This is a genomic window from Streptomyces sp. NPDC057428 (genome assembly GCF_042803195.1).
In the GTDB taxonomy this organism is placed as follows: Bacteria; Actinomycetota; Actinomycetes; order Streptomycetales; family Streptomycetaceae; genus Streptomyces.
On sequence record NZ_JBHVCT010000015.1, the window covers coordinates 13,294 to 27,742 of the forward strand.

Below are 14,449 nucleotides of genomic sequence, written 5' to 3' on the forward strand. Positions count from 1 at the left end.
CGTTCTTGCCGGTCTTGATGGTCGACTTCCTTGCGAACTCGGAGACGCGAAACCTTGTTCACTACTTGGTCCCCAGGTCACGGCGCCGGAAGCCATCCAGCCCCAGCCACACCAGGCCCACCGCGATCGCAGTGAGGGCGATAGTCGGTGTCCAGTTCATCTCCGCGGCCGGCAGTTGCGGCACATGCCCGAACGGGGAGAGGTTGTTCATCCAGTGCGGGAACCGCAACAGCTTGCCCAGGTAGCCGACCACGAACGCGTACACCGGTACCACCCAGGCCGCGGTCGCCGCGCGTGGCAGCCAGCCGAAGAGGACGGCCGCGACGCCGACGGTGACCCACAACGCCGGCGCGTACGCCAGGGCGGCGCCCACCAGTTCCGGGAACAGCCCGGGGTCCCCGGTCGACGCGGCGCCCGCGACACCGATGCCGAGCCCGGCCAGGAGCAGCAGGACCGTGCCGCCCGTCATGGCAAGGGCCAGGTGACTGCCCGCCCAGCGCGCTCGGGACAGGCCGGTCGAAAGCAATGGTTCGGCCCGGCCCGAGTTCTCCTCTGAGCGGGGGCGCAGGGCTGCCATCACCACGTAGACGGAGGCCACGACCGCGAGGATCACCATGACCATCGACGCGAACGATTCGACCATCGACGTACCGCCGACCTCCTCCAGTGCTTCCTGGATCTGGTCGATGCTCTTCAGCATGTCGCCGGCCTGGCCGAGGATGGATCCGTACATCGCGCCCATCAGGAACAGGCCCGCGCCGAAGCCGACAAGCATCGAGCGGTGCAGTCGCAGGGCGAAGCCGAGCGGTGTGACCAGCGACTCGGACGCGACCGGGCTGCCGAGTCGTGCGGTGCGCAGGCCCGCGCCAACGTCCCGCCGCGTGGACAGCACGAATGCCGCAGCCGCGCAGAGCACGGCGAGGACGAGGCAGAGCAGCAGGGGCCACCAACTGTTGTCGACGTAGACGTACGTGCGCTGTGCCCAGCCGATCGGGGACAGCCAGGACAGCGCGTCGTTGCCGCCCGCGTCACCGGCTGCCCGCAGGACGTAGGCGAGGCCGATGACGGCCAGCGCCATGCCGGAGGCAGCTCTGGTGTGGGCGGTGATCTGTGCGGTGACCGCCGCCACCGCGGCGAAGACGACACCCAGCGCCGCATGGGTGAAGCCGTAGAGAAGGGATCCGCCGGCGTTGATGGAGTCGATGCCCATCGCGCCGAGGCCGAAGCCCAGCAGCAGGGCGAGCGCGAGGTTGGCGAGCACAGCCACGGTGAGTGCGGCGGCGAGGTGGGCGTGGCGTCCGACGACGGTGGAGCGGACGAGCTCTGCGCGGTTGGTCTCCTCCTCGTTGCGGGTGTGCCGGGTGATGATCAGTACGCTCATGAGGCCGACCATGACGGCCGCGAAGCCGATCATCTGGTGGCCCAGCATGGATCCGAAGGTGTAGTCGTCCAGGTAGTGCGGAGGGCCCGTCATAGCGAGACCGGCCGGGCTGTCCATGGTGGTGACGGCGGCGGCGCGGTCCTGCGGGTCGGCGTACAGCTGCTTGTAGTTGCCCGCCGTGGTGACCGTGCCGAGGAAGAGCGCCAGGATCCACAAGGGGAGGCGGACGCGGTCCCTGCGCAGGTTGAATCGGATCAGGATGCGGGTTCCGGCGAGGGCGCCGCCGCTGGCGGCGGGTCGGCCGGGCGCGGGTGTCCGGGTCTCGGTGGTGGCGGTCATCGTACGTCTCCGTGGGAGTGGCCGTTGGCCGCGAGTTCATCGCTGTAGTGCCGCAGCATGAGCTCTTCGAGGGTCGGGGGGTGGCTGACGAGGCTGCGGATGCCGAATTCGGAGAGCTGGCGGACCGCTTGGTCGAGGTGGTCACCGTCCACGGCGAACCGCACCCGGCCCGCGCTCGCGGTCCCCGCGGCGATGATCTGCACCTGGTGCACACCCGGCAGCTGGTCGAGCCCGGTGGCCGGATGGGCTGTCTCGGCCTCGATCGTCGTACGTGTCAGATGACGCATCTCGCTCAGCGACCCGGACTGGACGGTCCTGCCGAGCCGGATGATGCTGACCCGGTCGGCCAGCTTCTCGACCTGGGCAAGAACGTGGCTGGAGAGCAGCACGGTCTTGCCGGCGGCTTTCGCCTGGAGGATCACGTCCTGGAAGACGACCTCCATGAGGGGGTCGAGCCCGGCGGTCGGCTCGTCGAGCAGCAACAGTTCGGCGTCCGACGCGAGCGCGGCAACTATGGCGACCTTCTGGCGGTTGCCCTTGGAGTAGGCCCGCCCCTTCTTCGTCGGATCGAGGTCGAAGCGCTCGATGAGCTCGTCACGGCGCCGCTTGTCGGGGGCGCCGCGCAGCCGTGAGAGCAGATCGATGGCCTCCCCTCCGGTGAGGCCCGGCCACAGCTCGACATCGCCGGGTACATAGGCCAGGCGTCGGTGCAACTCCACGGCGTCGTGCCAAGGGTCCCTGCCGAGCAGCTTGACCGCGCCCGAATCGGCCCGCAGTAGACCTAGCAGGACCCGGATGGTAGTGGATTTTCCCGCCCCGTTGGGCCCCAGGAAGCCGTGGACCTCGCCGGTCTCGACGCTGAGGTCGAGGCCGTTCAGTGCATGCGTCCGGCCGAATGACTTGCGCAGTCCGGCGGCAGTGATTGCCTTCGTCATGTTTTGGACCGTACGCTACATTCACAAAGTTGTGAAGTTAAGGAAGTGTATAAAGTTGAGACATGGGCAGAACAGGGGAGACGATGCGCTGATGACCAGCGAGACCGGTGAGAGTGAAGCAAACGTGCGTGACGAGGAAGCTGTGTCACGGTTCGTCGAGCGGTTCGCCGCCGAGATGACGGAAGCTGGGATGCAGCGCATGGCATCCCGGGTCTTCGCGGCACTCCTCGCGGACGACGACGGCTCCATGACATCGGCCGAACTCGGCGAACAGCTGCGGATCAGCCCGGCCGCCGTCTCGGGTGCGATCAACTACCTGACCCAAGTGGGCATGATCGCCCGCGAGCGAGAGCCGGGTTCACGGCGCGACCGCTACCGTCTGCACGATGAAATCTGGTACACCACTTTCGCCAGCCGCGACCAGGTGCTGACGCGCTGGGAGCGAGCGCTCATGGACGGGGCGCGCACCCTCGGGGAATCCACTCCCGCCGGGGCGCGGCTCGCCGAGACGGCGGAGTTCTTCGAATTCGTCCAGGCCGAACTGGCGGGCATGATGGAACGCTGGCGTGAGACCCGAGGTCGTTAGCCCGCTGGTACTGGTTGACGGTGAGGCGGGCGGATGGCGGGTCGACCGCCAGGCGCTGACTGCGGCGATCCGGGCTCCGTGTCAGGTGTCGAGATCGACTCGACGCATCGAAGCGACGCGCGAAGCAACTGCTGGTACTTCGAGCCGAAGAGCGGTCCGGGCGAGGCGTTTCGCACGCGTGCTGTCGAACGGCCCCGGCTCTCCCTGATCCTCGGCAGCTTGTCACACGCGTGTCACCAACCATGTGGCCGCTCTCACATCGTGAGGTCCTGACCTGGACACACACGAGCGCCGCCCGCTCCCCGTCAGGGGGTCGCCGCGGACACCACGTAGACGACCGGAGCCGCCGGATCCGTCATGTTGACGGTGATGTGCTGGGTGGGGCGCGGGTCCTTGTTCTTGTGGACCGTGCCCGCCCAGTCGACGCCCGGTCCGAAGTACCATCCGGTGATCTTGAGGTCCCGCGCGGCGATTGTGACCTTGCCGGTCTCCAGGGCCGCACGGCCGGTCCCGACGCCGCTCAGGAACCGGTCGAGACCGGCGGAGGTCGTACGGAACTTCACGTACATCCTGCTGGCTTTCCAGTTGTTGGTCTCGTAGTACTGGACCCCGACCGCGTTGCCCGGGACGGGCAGCTCGAAGATCCGCCGCTGCATCCCGGACGGCCAGTCCTCGCGCAGCCCCTGCGCCGCGGCCTCCGCTTCCTTGTCCTTGCCCGACCGGCGGCTCTGGCCTGCGGAGATCACCAGATAGCCGGCCGGGATGCCGATCAGCAGCACGATGATGGTCAGGGTGATCAGGCGACGGCGGATCGCCCTGCGCCGGTCCTGCGGAGGCTTCCCGTCACCGTCGCCGGGCACACCCGGGGAGCCAGGCGCGCCCGGGGAGCCCGCAGAACCCGGGGCCCCGGAGGGCCCCGCGGGACCCGATGAAGGGGGCTGGCGCGGCACGATGTGGTGCTCGGCTGCGGTCATGGTCGGTGATCCCTCGATACTGCGGTACGGAGTGCGGGTGGCGGATGCCGCGTCGTGCGGCCGCGGATCAGTCGGCGGAGCTTCGGGGGCCGCGCGTGTTCCTGATGGTGCTGGCGGCCTGGTCGTAGAACTGGGCGTACCGCTCGTAGCGTTCGACCCGGCGGCGGTTGGTGCGGCGGAATCTCCGGGCGACCAGGCGTGCGAGGTCGGCGGCGCCGACCATACCGGCCTCCGGGCCGAGCTGCGCCTTCGCGATCCGCGCCTCGGGGCGGTAGCCGCGGCCCGTGAGGTGGCGCTTGAAGGCGTCCCTGGCCGGGCCGATCAGCAGGTCGTCGGCCGCGCTGACCCCGCCCCCGATGACGAAGCACGAGGGGTCCAGTGCGGCGGCGAGGTTGGCGATGCCCACGCCGAGCCACTGCCCGATGTCCTGGAGCAGCTCCACGCACATCGCGTCGCCCTCGCGCGCGAGTTCGGTGATGAGCGGCCCGGTGATCTCGGGGATGTTGCCCTTGACCCGCTCGATGATTCCGTGCGCCACCGGGGAGTCCGCCGCGGCCAGTTCCCTGGCCTCGCGCACCAGGGCGTTGCCCGAGCTGTACTGCTCCCAGCAGCCGCGGTTCCCGCACGGACAGCGATGCCCGCCGGGCACCACCTGCATGTGGCCGAACTCACCGGCGACGCCGTACTTGCCGCGCTTGACGTGCCCGTCCTCCAGGATGGCGCCGCCGATGCCGGTACCCAGCGTGATCATCACGAGGTGGTCCTCGCCGCGTCCGGCACCGAAGCGCCATTCCGCCCAGGCCGCCGTGTTGGCGTCGTTGTCGACCATGACGGGGACGACGAGCCGGGAGGCGATGGCGTCCCGGAGGGGTTCGTCGCGCCAGGCGAGATGCGGCGCGAAGAGCACCTTGGAGCGGTCCGCGTCGACCCAGCCCGCAGCGCCGATGCCGACGGCATGCACGTCGTGCCGGTCGGAGAGGTCCAGGACCAGCTCGACGATGGTGTCCTCGACGACCTTGGGGCTCTTGGACTTGTCCGGGGTCTCCGTGCGGAGGGTCTCCAGGATGTTGCCGTCGGCGTCGACGACGCCCGCCATCACCTTCGTACCGCCGATGTCGATGCCGACGGTGGGAACGCGGGGCGCCGTCAGGTGCGAGCGCCGCTCCCTGGTGCCGACGGTCCGCAGGACGGTGGCGCGGGCGGAGCCGCGGTGTGTGAAGTCGCGGTACGTGCTCATCGTCCCTGCGCAGGTCGGGGGGCCGGTCGGTGGTCGGTCCGGCGGCGGACGGCGTCCGCTGTGCACGATTCTGCCATTCCCCCGCCCCCGTAGCCGGTCTCCGGATCGGGGGCGGGGGGTACAGAACGTGACTTAAGGGGTTTCCTCGCCGACCTGGCGACCACCGAGGTGGTCCGGGAGCGGGGCGCGCTCGAGCTCGTGGCTGAGCTCTTCGAGCTCGCTCCCACCGGCCATCTGACGGGTCAGCTCGTCCAGGGTGACATCGTCCCTGGTGTGGCTGCCGGACATCGCGCCACGCTTGAGCAGGACGAACCGGTCACCGACGAGATAGGCGTGGTGCGGGTTGTGAGTGATGAGAACCACGCCGAGCCCGGCGTCCCTGGCGGCCGCGACGTACTTGAGGACTACCCCCGACTGCTTGACGCCGAGGGCGGCGGTCGGCTCGTCCAGGACGAGGACCTTGGCTCCGAAGTACACGGCGCGGGCGATGGCCACGCACTGGCGCTCACCACCGGAGAGGGTGCCGATGGGCTGGTCGACGTCGCGCAGGTCGATGCCCATGCGCAGCAGTTCCGCACGCGTCGTCTCGCGCATCAGCCGGACGTCCAGGCGCTTGAAGGGGCCGGTACCCTTCGTCGGCTCCGAGCCCAGGAAGAAGTTGCGCCAGACCGGCATGAGCGGCACGACGGCGAGGTCCTGGTAGACGGTGGCGATGCCGCGGTCCAGCGCGTCGCGCGGGTTGGCGAGGGTCGTCTCCTCCCCCTCGATGAGGAAGGATCCGGCGTCGTGCTTGTGGAGCCCCGCGATGATCTTGATGAGGGTCGACTTGCCGGCGCCGTTGTCGCCGAGGACGCAGGAGATCTCCCCCGCCCGGACCTCCAGGGAGACGTTCTCCAGGGCCTTGATGTTGCCGTAGTACTTGCTGACGTTCTCGAGCTCGACCAGCGCCGGACCGGCCGTGTCCCGGGGGGCGGGAGCCTGGGTGGCCGTCATTTCGTCGCCTCCGCGCGCTTGCGTACCCATGCGTTGAGCAGGGTGGCCAGGAGCAGCATCGCTCCCAGGAAGAACTTGAACCAGTCGGGGTTCCACTCCGCGTACACGATGCCCTTGCTGGTCATGCCGAAGATGAGGGCGCCGATCGCCGATCCGATCGCGGAGCCGTAGCCGCCGGTGATCAGGCAGCCGCCGATGACGGCCGCGATGATGTAGATCAGCTCGTTGCCGACACCCTCGCCGGACTGCACCACGTCGTAGGAGAACAGCAGGTGCTGTCCGGAGACCCAGGCGGCGAAGGCGACACCGAGGTAGAGCCCGATGCGTGTACGGATCACCGGGACACCGACCGCGCGGGCCGCGTCGGCCTGACCGCCGACGGCGAAGATCCAGTTCCCGAAGCGGGTACGGATCAGGATCCAGGTGGCCACCGCGACGAGCACCACCCACCACAGGATGGTGACCTTGAGCTCGACACCGCCGATGGTGAGGTGGGACGCGAAGACCTTGCGGGCCGACTCGAAGCCCTCCATGTCACCGATGGCCTTGGTCGACACCGTGCCGCTGATGAGCTTGGTGAAGCCCAGGTTGAGGCCGGTCAGCATCAGGAACGTGCCCAGCGTGATGATGAAGCTCGGCAGTTTGGTGCGGGTCAGCATGAAGCCGTTGAACGCGCCGAAGCCCAGAGTGACGAGCAGCGACACGAAGACGCCCGTCCAGACGTTTGCGGTCAGCTGGTAGCTGAAGATCGAGGAGATCAACGCAGAGCTGGTCACCATCACACCGGCGGAGAGGTCGAACTCACCGCCGATCATCAGAAGCGCCACCGGCACCGCCATGATCCCGATGGTGGAAGCCGCGTACAGGATCGTGCCCAGGCTGGACGGCCGCAGGAAGCTGTCCGCGATGATCGCGAAGAACAGGAAGACGGCCACGGCCCCGACGACCGAGCCGAGCTCGGGACGGCCGAGCAGCTTGCGCAGCGGTGAGGCGTGCATCAGACGTTCATCGGTACGGGGCGCCGCCGGTTGCCCGGTCGCGGTCATCGGGTTCCCCGCTTCGCGTACTCGGCAAGGGCCTCGGCGTCGTCGGCGGTGATGATCTGCGGGCCTGTGAGGACGGGCAGGCCGCCGCCGAGCACGTTCTGGTTGTAGCGGTAGAGCCAGAGCAGGTCGACGGCCTCGTAGCCCTGGAGGTAGGGCTGCTGGTCGACGGCGAAGCCGAGCGAGTCGTCCTGCAGTCCGGCGGCCACGCTCGCGTTGAGGTCGAAGGTGTCGATCTCCGCCTTGCTGCCCGCGGTCTTCTTGGCTTTGACGGCCGCGGCGGCGAACGGCGCGCCGAGCGTGACGACGGCGTCGATGTCCTGGTCCGCGCCGAGCTTGGCCTCGATCGACGCCTGGACGTCGGGCAGGTTCGTGCCGTCGACGTAGAGGTTCTCCATCGTCCCGTCGAAGGACTTCTTGGCACCGGCACACCGCTGCTCATGGCCGACGTTGCCCTGCTCGTGCAGGACGCACAGCGCCTTCTTGCGGCCGCGCTTGTCGAGCTCGTCACCGACGGCTTCACCCGCGATGGACTCGTCCTGACCGATGTGGGTGAGCGCGCCGAAGGCCTTGGACTCGGCGGATCCCGAGTTCACCGTGATCACGGGGATACCCGCCTTCACGGCCTTGGTCACGACCGCCTTCAGCGAGTCGGGCTTGGCCAGCGAGACGATCAGGCCGTCGACCTTCTTGTCGATCGCGGTCTGGACGAGCTCGGCCTGCTGCTGTCCCTCGGCGTTGTGCGAGTACAGGAAGTTGATGTTGTCCTTCCCGGCCGCCTGCTCGGCACCCTTCTGGACGATGTCCCAGAAGGTGTCGCCATCACCCGAGTGGGTGACCATGGCGAAGGTCCAGCGGGGCGTGTTCACCGCGGACCGGCCCTCGGCGGCCTCCTTGGCCGCGCGCTCCTCCGCCCGCTTGCCGCCGGTGCTGCTGCATCCCGCGAGGGAGGCCGCCAGTACCGTTGCCAGCACGGCGCCCATCACGCGTACCCCTGTCCGAACCCTTGCCACGACGCCGTGCCCTTCTAGTGCTGCTCGCTGTGCTGCCTGGTGAGACCGGGAGAGCGGACTCGCCGCCCGGCCGGGCCAAGTATCCCCGAGCCCGGACCGGCGGGGCCCGGCAGGGGCGCGGGCCGCGCCCTCCCGACGTTCTAGCGACCTAGCATGACCTCGTCAATGCTTTTGTCCGAACATTCTGACGCGGAGGTGGCGGGAATCGCTCAGGGGCGCACGAGCAGCTGGAACTCGAAGGCGTACCGCGAGGCCCGGTAGACGTGCGAGCCGAATTCGACCGCCCGGCCGCCGTCGTCGAAGGTGGTGCGCTCCATCGTCAGCAGCGGGGCGCCCGCCGGCTCGGCGAGCGGTTCGCCCTCCTCCGCGGTGGCGGCCCGGGCGCCGATGGTCTGGCGCGCGCTGTGCAGGGTGATCCCCGCACCGCGCATCAGCCGGTAGAGACCTGTCGCCTCCAGCCGCTCCGTGCCGAGGTCGAGCAGCCGCGGCGGGAGGTGGTTGCGCAGCAGGGCCACCGGCTCGTCGTTCGCGTACCGCACCCGCTCGACGAGATGGACATGTGCGCCCTCCTCGACGCCGAGCGCGGCGGCGACCTCCGGCCCGGCCGGCTCGAAGGTGTTGCGCAGGACCCGGGTGGCGGGCCGCCGGCCGGCGGTCTCCAGGTCGTCGTACAGGCTGCTCAGTTCGAGAGGGCGCCTGATACGGCTGTGCACGATCTGGGTTCCGACGCCGCGCCGGCGCACCATGAGGCCCTTGTCGACGAGCGACTGGATCGCCTGGCGGACGGTGGGCCGGGACAGGCCGAGCCGCGCGGCGAGCTCCAGTTCGTTGCCGAGGAGGCTGCCAGGTGCGAGCCGCCCCTGCTCGATGGCCCCCTCCAGCTGCTGGGCCAGCTGGTGGTAGAGCGGCACGGGGCTGGTGCGGTCCACGCCCAGCCCCAGGGCGGCGGAGTCGGCGGCGGGTTTGGGCACGGCACGGAGCGTACCGCGTGCCCTTCGCGCCGCACCCTCCAATTTGTCAGGACATATAGTTGACAGTGCGTCGGCAGGGCGGCACGTTGGGTCCATGCGCATCGGACTCATCGGCACGGGCAGGATCGGCTCCTTCCACGCGGGCGTCCTGGCACGCCACCCCGGCGTCGGTTCCCTCCTGGTGGCCGACCCCGATGCCGTCCGTGCCGCGGAGGTCGCCGAACGCACCGGCGCCACCGCACTCGCCTCCGCGGAGGAGGTCCTCGGCGCGGGGCTGGACGCCGTCGTGATCACATCGGCCACCTCGGCCCACGCGGATCTCATCGGCCGGGCGGCGCGGGCCGGCCTGCCCGCCTTCTGTGAGAAGCCCGTCGCACTGGACCTGCGGGGCACCCTGGGGGCCCTGCACGAGGTCGAGCGCGCGGGAAGCGTGCTCCAGCTGGGATTCATGCGCAGGTTCGACGCGGGGTACGCCGCCGCGCGGACCGCGGTCCGGGGCGGAGCCCTGGGGCGGCTGCACACGGTACGGGCGGCGACCTCCGACCCCGCTCCCCCGCCCGCCGCCTATCTGCCGCTGTCCGGCGGACTGTTCAGGGACTGCCTCGTGCACGACTTCGACATCCTGCGCTGGGTGACGGGCCGTGAGGTGGCCGAGGTGTACGCCACCGGGTCCGACGCGGGCCCCGCGATGTTCGGTGCGGCCGACGACGTCTGCACGGCGGCGGCGCTGCTGACCCTGGACGACGGCACGCTCGCCACCGCCACTGCGACCCGCTGCAACGGCGCCGGTTACGACGTACGCATGGAACTGGCCGGTGAGCTGGACCAGATCGCGGTCGGACTCGACGACCGGACCCCCCTCAGGTCCGTCGAGCCGACGGGCCCACCCGCACCGGCGAAGCCGTGGCCCGGCTTCCTGGAGCGCTTCGCCCCGGCGTACGAGGCCGAACTGGACGCGTTCCTCGGCGTCGTACGCGGCGAGCTGGCCAACCCGTGCGACGGCAGGGAGGCACTGCACGCGTTGCGCGTCGCCGAGGCGTGCGAGCTGTCGCGCCGGGAACACCGTCCCGTGCGGATGACGGAGATCCCCGGCGCCTGAGACCACTGACATCGTGCCGCCCCTCCGCCGGCCTGAAGGATTCAGCCTCGGCCGGTGCCCCGCGCCTCGCCCTCGTCCTCGTGAAGGAGTTCCGCGTCGTGCACCAACAGGGCGATCTGCACACGGTTGTTGAGGTTCAGCCTGGCGAGGATGCGGGAGACGTGCGTCTTGACAGTGGCGACGCTGAGGTGGAGCGTGGCGGCGATCTCCGCGTTGGAGCTGCCGCGTCCGACGCCGGCCGCGACGTCCTGCTCGCGCTCCCCCAGTTCGGCGAACCTCTGCCGGGCGCGGGCTCTGCGAACCCTGCCGTCGTCCGCCGGGTCCCCCGCCGCGCGGGCCATGAGCCTGCGGGTGACGGCGGGCGACAGGACGGGCTCACCGGCCGCGACCCGCCGGACCGCCTCGACGATCTGCGCGGGCGGGGTGTCCTTCAGGACGAATCCCGCAGCGCCCGCGCGGATGGCGCGCAGCACCTGCTCGTCGGCGTGGAAGGTCGTGAGGACGATGACCTCGGGGGCTCCGGGCCTCCTCCTCAGTGCCTCGGTCGCGGCGAGACCGTCCATGCCGGGCATCCGGATGTCCATGAGCACGACGTCGGGGTGCACCATGTCGACCAGTGCCTCGACCTCGGTGCCGTCCGCGCCCTCACCCACGAGGAGGATGCCGTCGGCGCCGCCGAGCATCAGGGCGAGCCCGGCACGTACGAGCGGGTCGTCGTCGACGACGACGAGCCGGACCGGTGGTGCCTCCGGGGGCGTGGGAGTGGTCATGCCGGCCACGGTAGCCGGGCGCGCACCGTGAAACCGCCGTCGGACCGGGATCCGTGTTCGAGGCTTCCGCCGGCCAGAGTCGCGCGTTCGGTCAGGCCGATGAGCCCCTGGCCGGATCCGGGGACCGGTCCGAAGGCGGCGTCAGGGGCGGGATTGCCGACCTCGATCGTCAGCCCCTCACCGGGACCGCCGGTCACCGTGACGGCGACCGGGGCACCGGGCGCGTGTTTGCGGGCGTTGGTCAGGGCCTCCTGGGCGACGCGGTAGACGGTGCGCCCGGTGCCCGCCGGCGCCCGGGCCGGTTCGGACACGCCGTTGTCGAGGGTGACCGCCATGCCTGCCGCACGGGACTCCTCGATCAGTGCCTCGAGCGTCACCAGGGTGGGCTGCGGCCTGTTCCCCTCGTCACCGTCCCCGGGAGCCCGTAGGACGCCGATGATCTCGCGCAGGTCCTGGAGTGCCTCGTGGGCGCTGTCCCGGATGACGCCGGCGGCACGGCCGACCTCGGCCGGCGGTGCGTCGGGGCGGAACTCGAGGGCGCCCGCGTGGACGCTGAGGAGTGTCAGCCGGTGGGCGAGGACGTCGTGCATCTCCCGCGCGATGGCCTCACGGGCCAGCCGCTGGGCCTGCTCCGCGCGCAGGGCGGCCTCGGTCTCGGCCCGGCGTGCGCGCTCGCGCAGGGAGACGACCAGCTGGCGCCGTGAGCGTACGGCCATACCCCAGCTGAGCACGAGGAGGACCAGCAGGACGCCGAAGAGCACGGAGGCGAGGAAGGAGGTCTGGGGGTCCGGCCGAAGCATCGGCTGCAGGGGGGCGATGGCGAGGGCGGCCGCGCCGACGACGGCCACCGGCTTGAACGGCCGGTGCACGGCAAGGCTGAACAGGCCGATCAGCATGGCTCCGGCCGCCGCGGGCTCGATGAGGCTGACGGCCGTCAGGGCCACGGCGACGCCGACCGGCCACCTCCGCCGGAGCCACAGTCCGCAGCACGCCGCCGCACCGACGAGCGAGTCGGCGAAGACGACGCTGTCGGACGTGGTCGGGTCGGCCTCGATCGCCGCGAGGGCGAGCACCCCGATGCCGGCGGCGCAGAGGAAGGCCGTGATGTCGACGGCCCAGTCCCGCACGGTACGGCGCGACGTGCCCCGGTCGCCGGGCAACTCGTCGTCGGCCAGGGCCGAGGGCAGCAGCCAGCGGTACTCCGTACGTGTCATGTCGACGAATCTACTCAGGTGAGGGGTGGGAAAAGACGGTTGCGGGCCGGGGAGACACCGAAGTCGCGGCATCCGAGACTTTCGCCGCGCGCCCGCAGACCGATGGCCGACGCGGCCGTCCGACGGGCCACGCCAGCCTCGGGCCATGAAGAAATTCGTGGAGACGGTCGGGTTCATCGTGTTCGTGCAGGGCGCCGCCGGGCTGCTGTACGAGTGGACCGGCTGGTTCCGGCTGTGGGGGCTGGTGGCGAGGTTCGGCTTCCTCGACGACTACGGGATCTTCGTCAGCATCGCGCTGGTCGTGACGGGCGCCGCCGTGATGATCGCGGCGGACTCGATCAGGACCTGACGTCGGCGCGACGGGCACCGCAGCACCATCGCGAAGCGGCGGACGAGGACGGCGATCACGGTGTGGGTCGTGGTGACGCCCTTGGCCGCGAGATAGCTGGCGCCCCGGACAGCGGCGACGAGCAGGAGAGGAAGGTCGGCGACGAACCCCCGGCGCGAGGGGGCGCGGGCGGGCAGGACGGCAGAGGGCACCTGGTTCTCCTGGTTCTCCTGGTTCTCCTGGTTCTCCACAGCGGAATCGGTGTGGAGACCTCGCCGGCTCACACGGGGGGGCGATCACCGTACCGAACGGGAAGTCGCCCCGGGAACTACTATCCGAAGGCTTGCCCCGGGGGGAGCGCCCCAGGGGGGTTCTCACCCGGCCGAAGAGGTCTCCCGGCGGCGTCGGCTCCTCCTAGAATGTCGGCCTTGGGACGCTCGGACACACGGAGTTGGGCACATGGGTGGAGCGCGGCTGGACGGACGGGTCGAGCGGGGGAACCAGACCAGGCAGCTGGTGCTGGGGCGCGCCGTCCACGTCGCCTCGACCGAGGGGCTTGAGGGGCTGTCGCTCGGCCGGCTGGCCACCGAGCTCAAGCTGAGCAAGAGCGGTGTGTTCGCCCTGTTCGGTTCCAAGGAGGAGCTGCAGCTCGCCACCGTGCGCGCCGCCGTGAGCGTCTTCGTCGAGCACGTGCTGACGCCGACCCGGGCGGCTCCGCCGGGGCTCGGCCGTGTCTGGCGCATGTGCGAGAGCTGGCTCGCCTACTCGCAGAGCCGGGTCTTCAGTGGCGGCTGCTTCTTCTACGCGACCATCGCCGAGTTCGACTCCCGCGAGGGCAAGGTGCACGACGCCCTGGCCTCCACGCAGACCGGCTGGGTCACCTTCGTGGAGGAGACGGTCGAGGAGGCCCGGGTGCGGGGCGAGCTCGCGGCGGACACCGATGTCTCACAACTCGCCTTCGAGCTCATCGCGTTCATGGAACTGGCCAACGCGGAGTCGGTCCTGCACAACAACAGCCCGGGCTACACCAAGGCTTCCCGGGCCATCCTGGGAAGGCTGCGCACGGCCGCCCCGGATCCTGCGCTGCTTCCGTCGCCACCCTGATGCGACCCTCGCACGGTTCCCCGGGGCGAGCCCGCTGACCGAACGTCCGTACCGGCACCCGGCAGCGCCCGCACGCCGCTCAGAGGTCGCGCTCGAAGGTCCCGAACCGCGCACGCCCCTCGGCCCTGTACGTCTGGATCGCGATTCCGCTTCCGGTGGTCCTGGCATCCAGCAGGAGGCGATCGGGTCCTCCGGATCGGTGACCCGAGGCCAGTAGGAGGCGAAGATGTCGTAGGTGCGCCGCCCCAGGAGAAAGGCACCCGAGCGGTCGAAGACCTCACCCATGAAGGCGCCCATGTCCGTGTCCGCGAACGGCACCAGCCATCCGCCGTACTCGAATCCCCCGGTCGTGTCCTCGGCCGGCCCGCCGGGCGCCTGCATCACGCCGTCGAGCGACACGAAGGTGGTGAGGGTCAGCTTCGCCATGGTCCTGCTCCTTCACCTCGCTGCCGCGTGTCCGGC

Annotated in this window: 14 protein-coding genes and 2 pseudogenes; 4 read left to right on the forward strand and 12 right to left on the reverse strand. The window is 70.3% G+C overall.

Going from position 1 to position 14,449, the window contains the following annotated elements:
- Positions 1-61: 61 nt before the first annotated feature.
- On the reverse strand, positions 62-1,720 hold the full coding sequence (locus ACFU5K_RS08640; protein WP_384058297.1) for an ABC transporter permease: 1,659 nt from the start codon (positions 1,718-1,720) through the stop codon (positions 62-64).
- Positions 1,717-2,655 (reverse strand): ATP-binding cassette domain-containing protein, encoded by a 939-nt coding sequence (locus ACFU5K_RS08645; protein ID WP_384058299.1) that lies wholly within the window; start codon positions 2,653-2,655, stop codon positions 1,717-1,719. Before ACFU5K_RS08645 ends, ACFU5K_RS08640 begins: the two co-directional genes overlap by 4 nt.
- 91 nt (positions 2,656-2,746) lie before the next feature.
- On the opposite strand from ACFU5K_RS08645, the gene ACFU5K_RS08650 reads away from it, so the two are divergent.
- Entirely contained in the window at positions 2,747-3,241 is a 495-nt protein-coding gene (locus tag ACFU5K_RS08650) for a GbsR/MarR family transcriptional regulator (protein ID WP_384058301.1), read from the forward strand.
- A gap of 305 nt (positions 3,242-3,546) precedes the next feature.
- Here the strand turns inward: ACFU5K_RS08650 and ACFU5K_RS08655 are convergent, their stop codons facing one another.
- The 6 genes from ACFU5K_RS08655 to ACFU5K_RS08680 form a co-directional block, all read right to left on the reverse strand.
- Positions 3,547-4,215, reverse strand: coding sequence for a collagen-like protein (locus ACFU5K_RS08655; RefSeq protein ID WP_384058303.1), 669 nt, complete (start codon positions 4,213-4,215; stop codon positions 3,547-3,549).
- Between the two features lie 67 nt (positions 4,216-4,282).
- Positions 4,283-5,452, reverse strand: a complete 1,170-nt coding sequence (locus ACFU5K_RS08660; RefSeq protein ID WP_384058305.1) for an ROK family glucokinase — start codon at positions 5,450-5,452, stop codon at positions 4,283-4,285.
- Positions 5,453-5,584: 132 nt separating this feature from the next.
- On the reverse strand, positions 5,585-6,445 hold the full coding sequence (locus ACFU5K_RS08665; protein WP_384058307.1) for an ATP-binding cassette domain-containing protein: 861 nt from the start codon (positions 6,443-6,445) through the stop codon (positions 5,585-5,587).
- Positions 6,442-7,491: an ABC transporter permease gene (locus tag ACFU5K_RS08670; protein WP_384058309.1), complete on the reverse strand. Its 1,050-nt coding sequence runs from the start codon at positions 7,489-7,491 to the stop codon at positions 6,442-6,444. The genes ACFU5K_RS08665 and ACFU5K_RS08670 overlap by 4 nt, the downstream gene beginning before the upstream one ends.
- Positions 7,488-8,471 carry a sugar ABC transporter substrate-binding protein gene (locus tag ACFU5K_RS08675; RefSeq protein WP_384058311.1) on the reverse strand — a complete coding sequence of 328 codons (984 nt, stop codon included), beginning with the start codon at positions 8,469-8,471 and terminating at the stop codon, positions 7,488-7,490. Before ACFU5K_RS08675 ends, ACFU5K_RS08670 begins: the two co-directional genes overlap by 4 nt.
- Positions 8,472-8,710: 239 nt before the next feature.
- Positions 8,711-9,472, reverse strand: a complete 762-nt coding sequence (locus ACFU5K_RS08680; protein ID WP_384058313.1) for a GntR family transcriptional regulator — start codon at positions 9,470-9,472, stop codon at positions 8,711-8,713.
- A gap of 94 nt (positions 9,473-9,566) precedes the next feature.
- On the opposite strand from ACFU5K_RS08680, the gene ACFU5K_RS08685 reads away from it, so the two are divergent.
- Positions 9,567-10,571: a Gfo/Idh/MocA family oxidoreductase gene (locus ACFU5K_RS08685; protein WP_384058315.1), complete on the forward strand. Its 1,005-nt coding sequence runs from the start codon at positions 9,567-9,569 to the stop codon at positions 10,569-10,571.
- Between the two features lie 41 nt (positions 10,572-10,612).
- Here the strand turns inward: ACFU5K_RS08685 and ACFU5K_RS08690 are convergent, their stop codons facing one another.
- Together ACFU5K_RS08690 and ACFU5K_RS08695 are read right to left on the reverse strand one after the other, a co-directional pair.
- Positions 10,613-11,341: a response regulator gene (locus ACFU5K_RS08690; protein ID WP_384058317.1), complete on the reverse strand. Its 729-nt coding sequence runs from the start codon at positions 11,339-11,341 to the stop codon at positions 10,613-10,615.
- Positions 11,338-12,555, reverse strand: a complete 1,218-nt coding sequence (locus tag ACFU5K_RS08695) for a sensor histidine kinase (RefSeq protein ID WP_384058319.1) — start codon at positions 12,553-12,555, stop codon at positions 11,338-11,340. The genes ACFU5K_RS08690 and ACFU5K_RS08695 overlap by 4 nt, the downstream gene beginning before the upstream one ends.
- Positions 12,556-12,700: 145 nt before the next feature.
- Between ACFU5K_RS08695 and ACFU5K_RS08700 the strand changes: the two genes are divergently transcribed.
- The gene (locus tag ACFU5K_RS08700) at positions 12,701-12,904 is read left to right on the forward strand and encodes a hypothetical protein (RefSeq protein ID WP_384058321.1); all 204 of its coding nucleotides are present in this window, start codon (positions 12,701-12,703) and stop codon (positions 12,902-12,904) included.
- Positions 12,905-12,924: 20 nt separating this feature from the next.
- Here ACFU5K_RS08700 and ACFU5K_RS08705 read toward each other — a convergent pair.
- A pseudogene (locus ACFU5K_RS08705) lies at positions 12,925-13,095 on the reverse strand (EamA family transporter); the annotation flags it as partial.
- 247 nt (positions 13,096-13,342) lie between these two features.
- Between ACFU5K_RS08705 and ACFU5K_RS08710 the strand changes: the two are divergent.
- Positions 13,343-13,987, forward strand: coding sequence for a TetR/AcrR family transcriptional regulator (locus tag ACFU5K_RS08710; protein WP_384058323.1), 645 nt, complete (start codon positions 13,343-13,345; stop codon positions 13,985-13,987).
- A gap of 174 nt (positions 13,988-14,161) precedes the next feature.
- Here the strand turns inward: ACFU5K_RS08710 and ACFU5K_RS08715 are convergent.
- Positions 14,162-14,413, reverse strand: a pseudogene (locus tag ACFU5K_RS08715) (dihydrofolate reductase family protein); the annotation flags it as partial.
- Between the last annotated feature and the right edge of the window lie 36 nt (positions 14,414-14,449).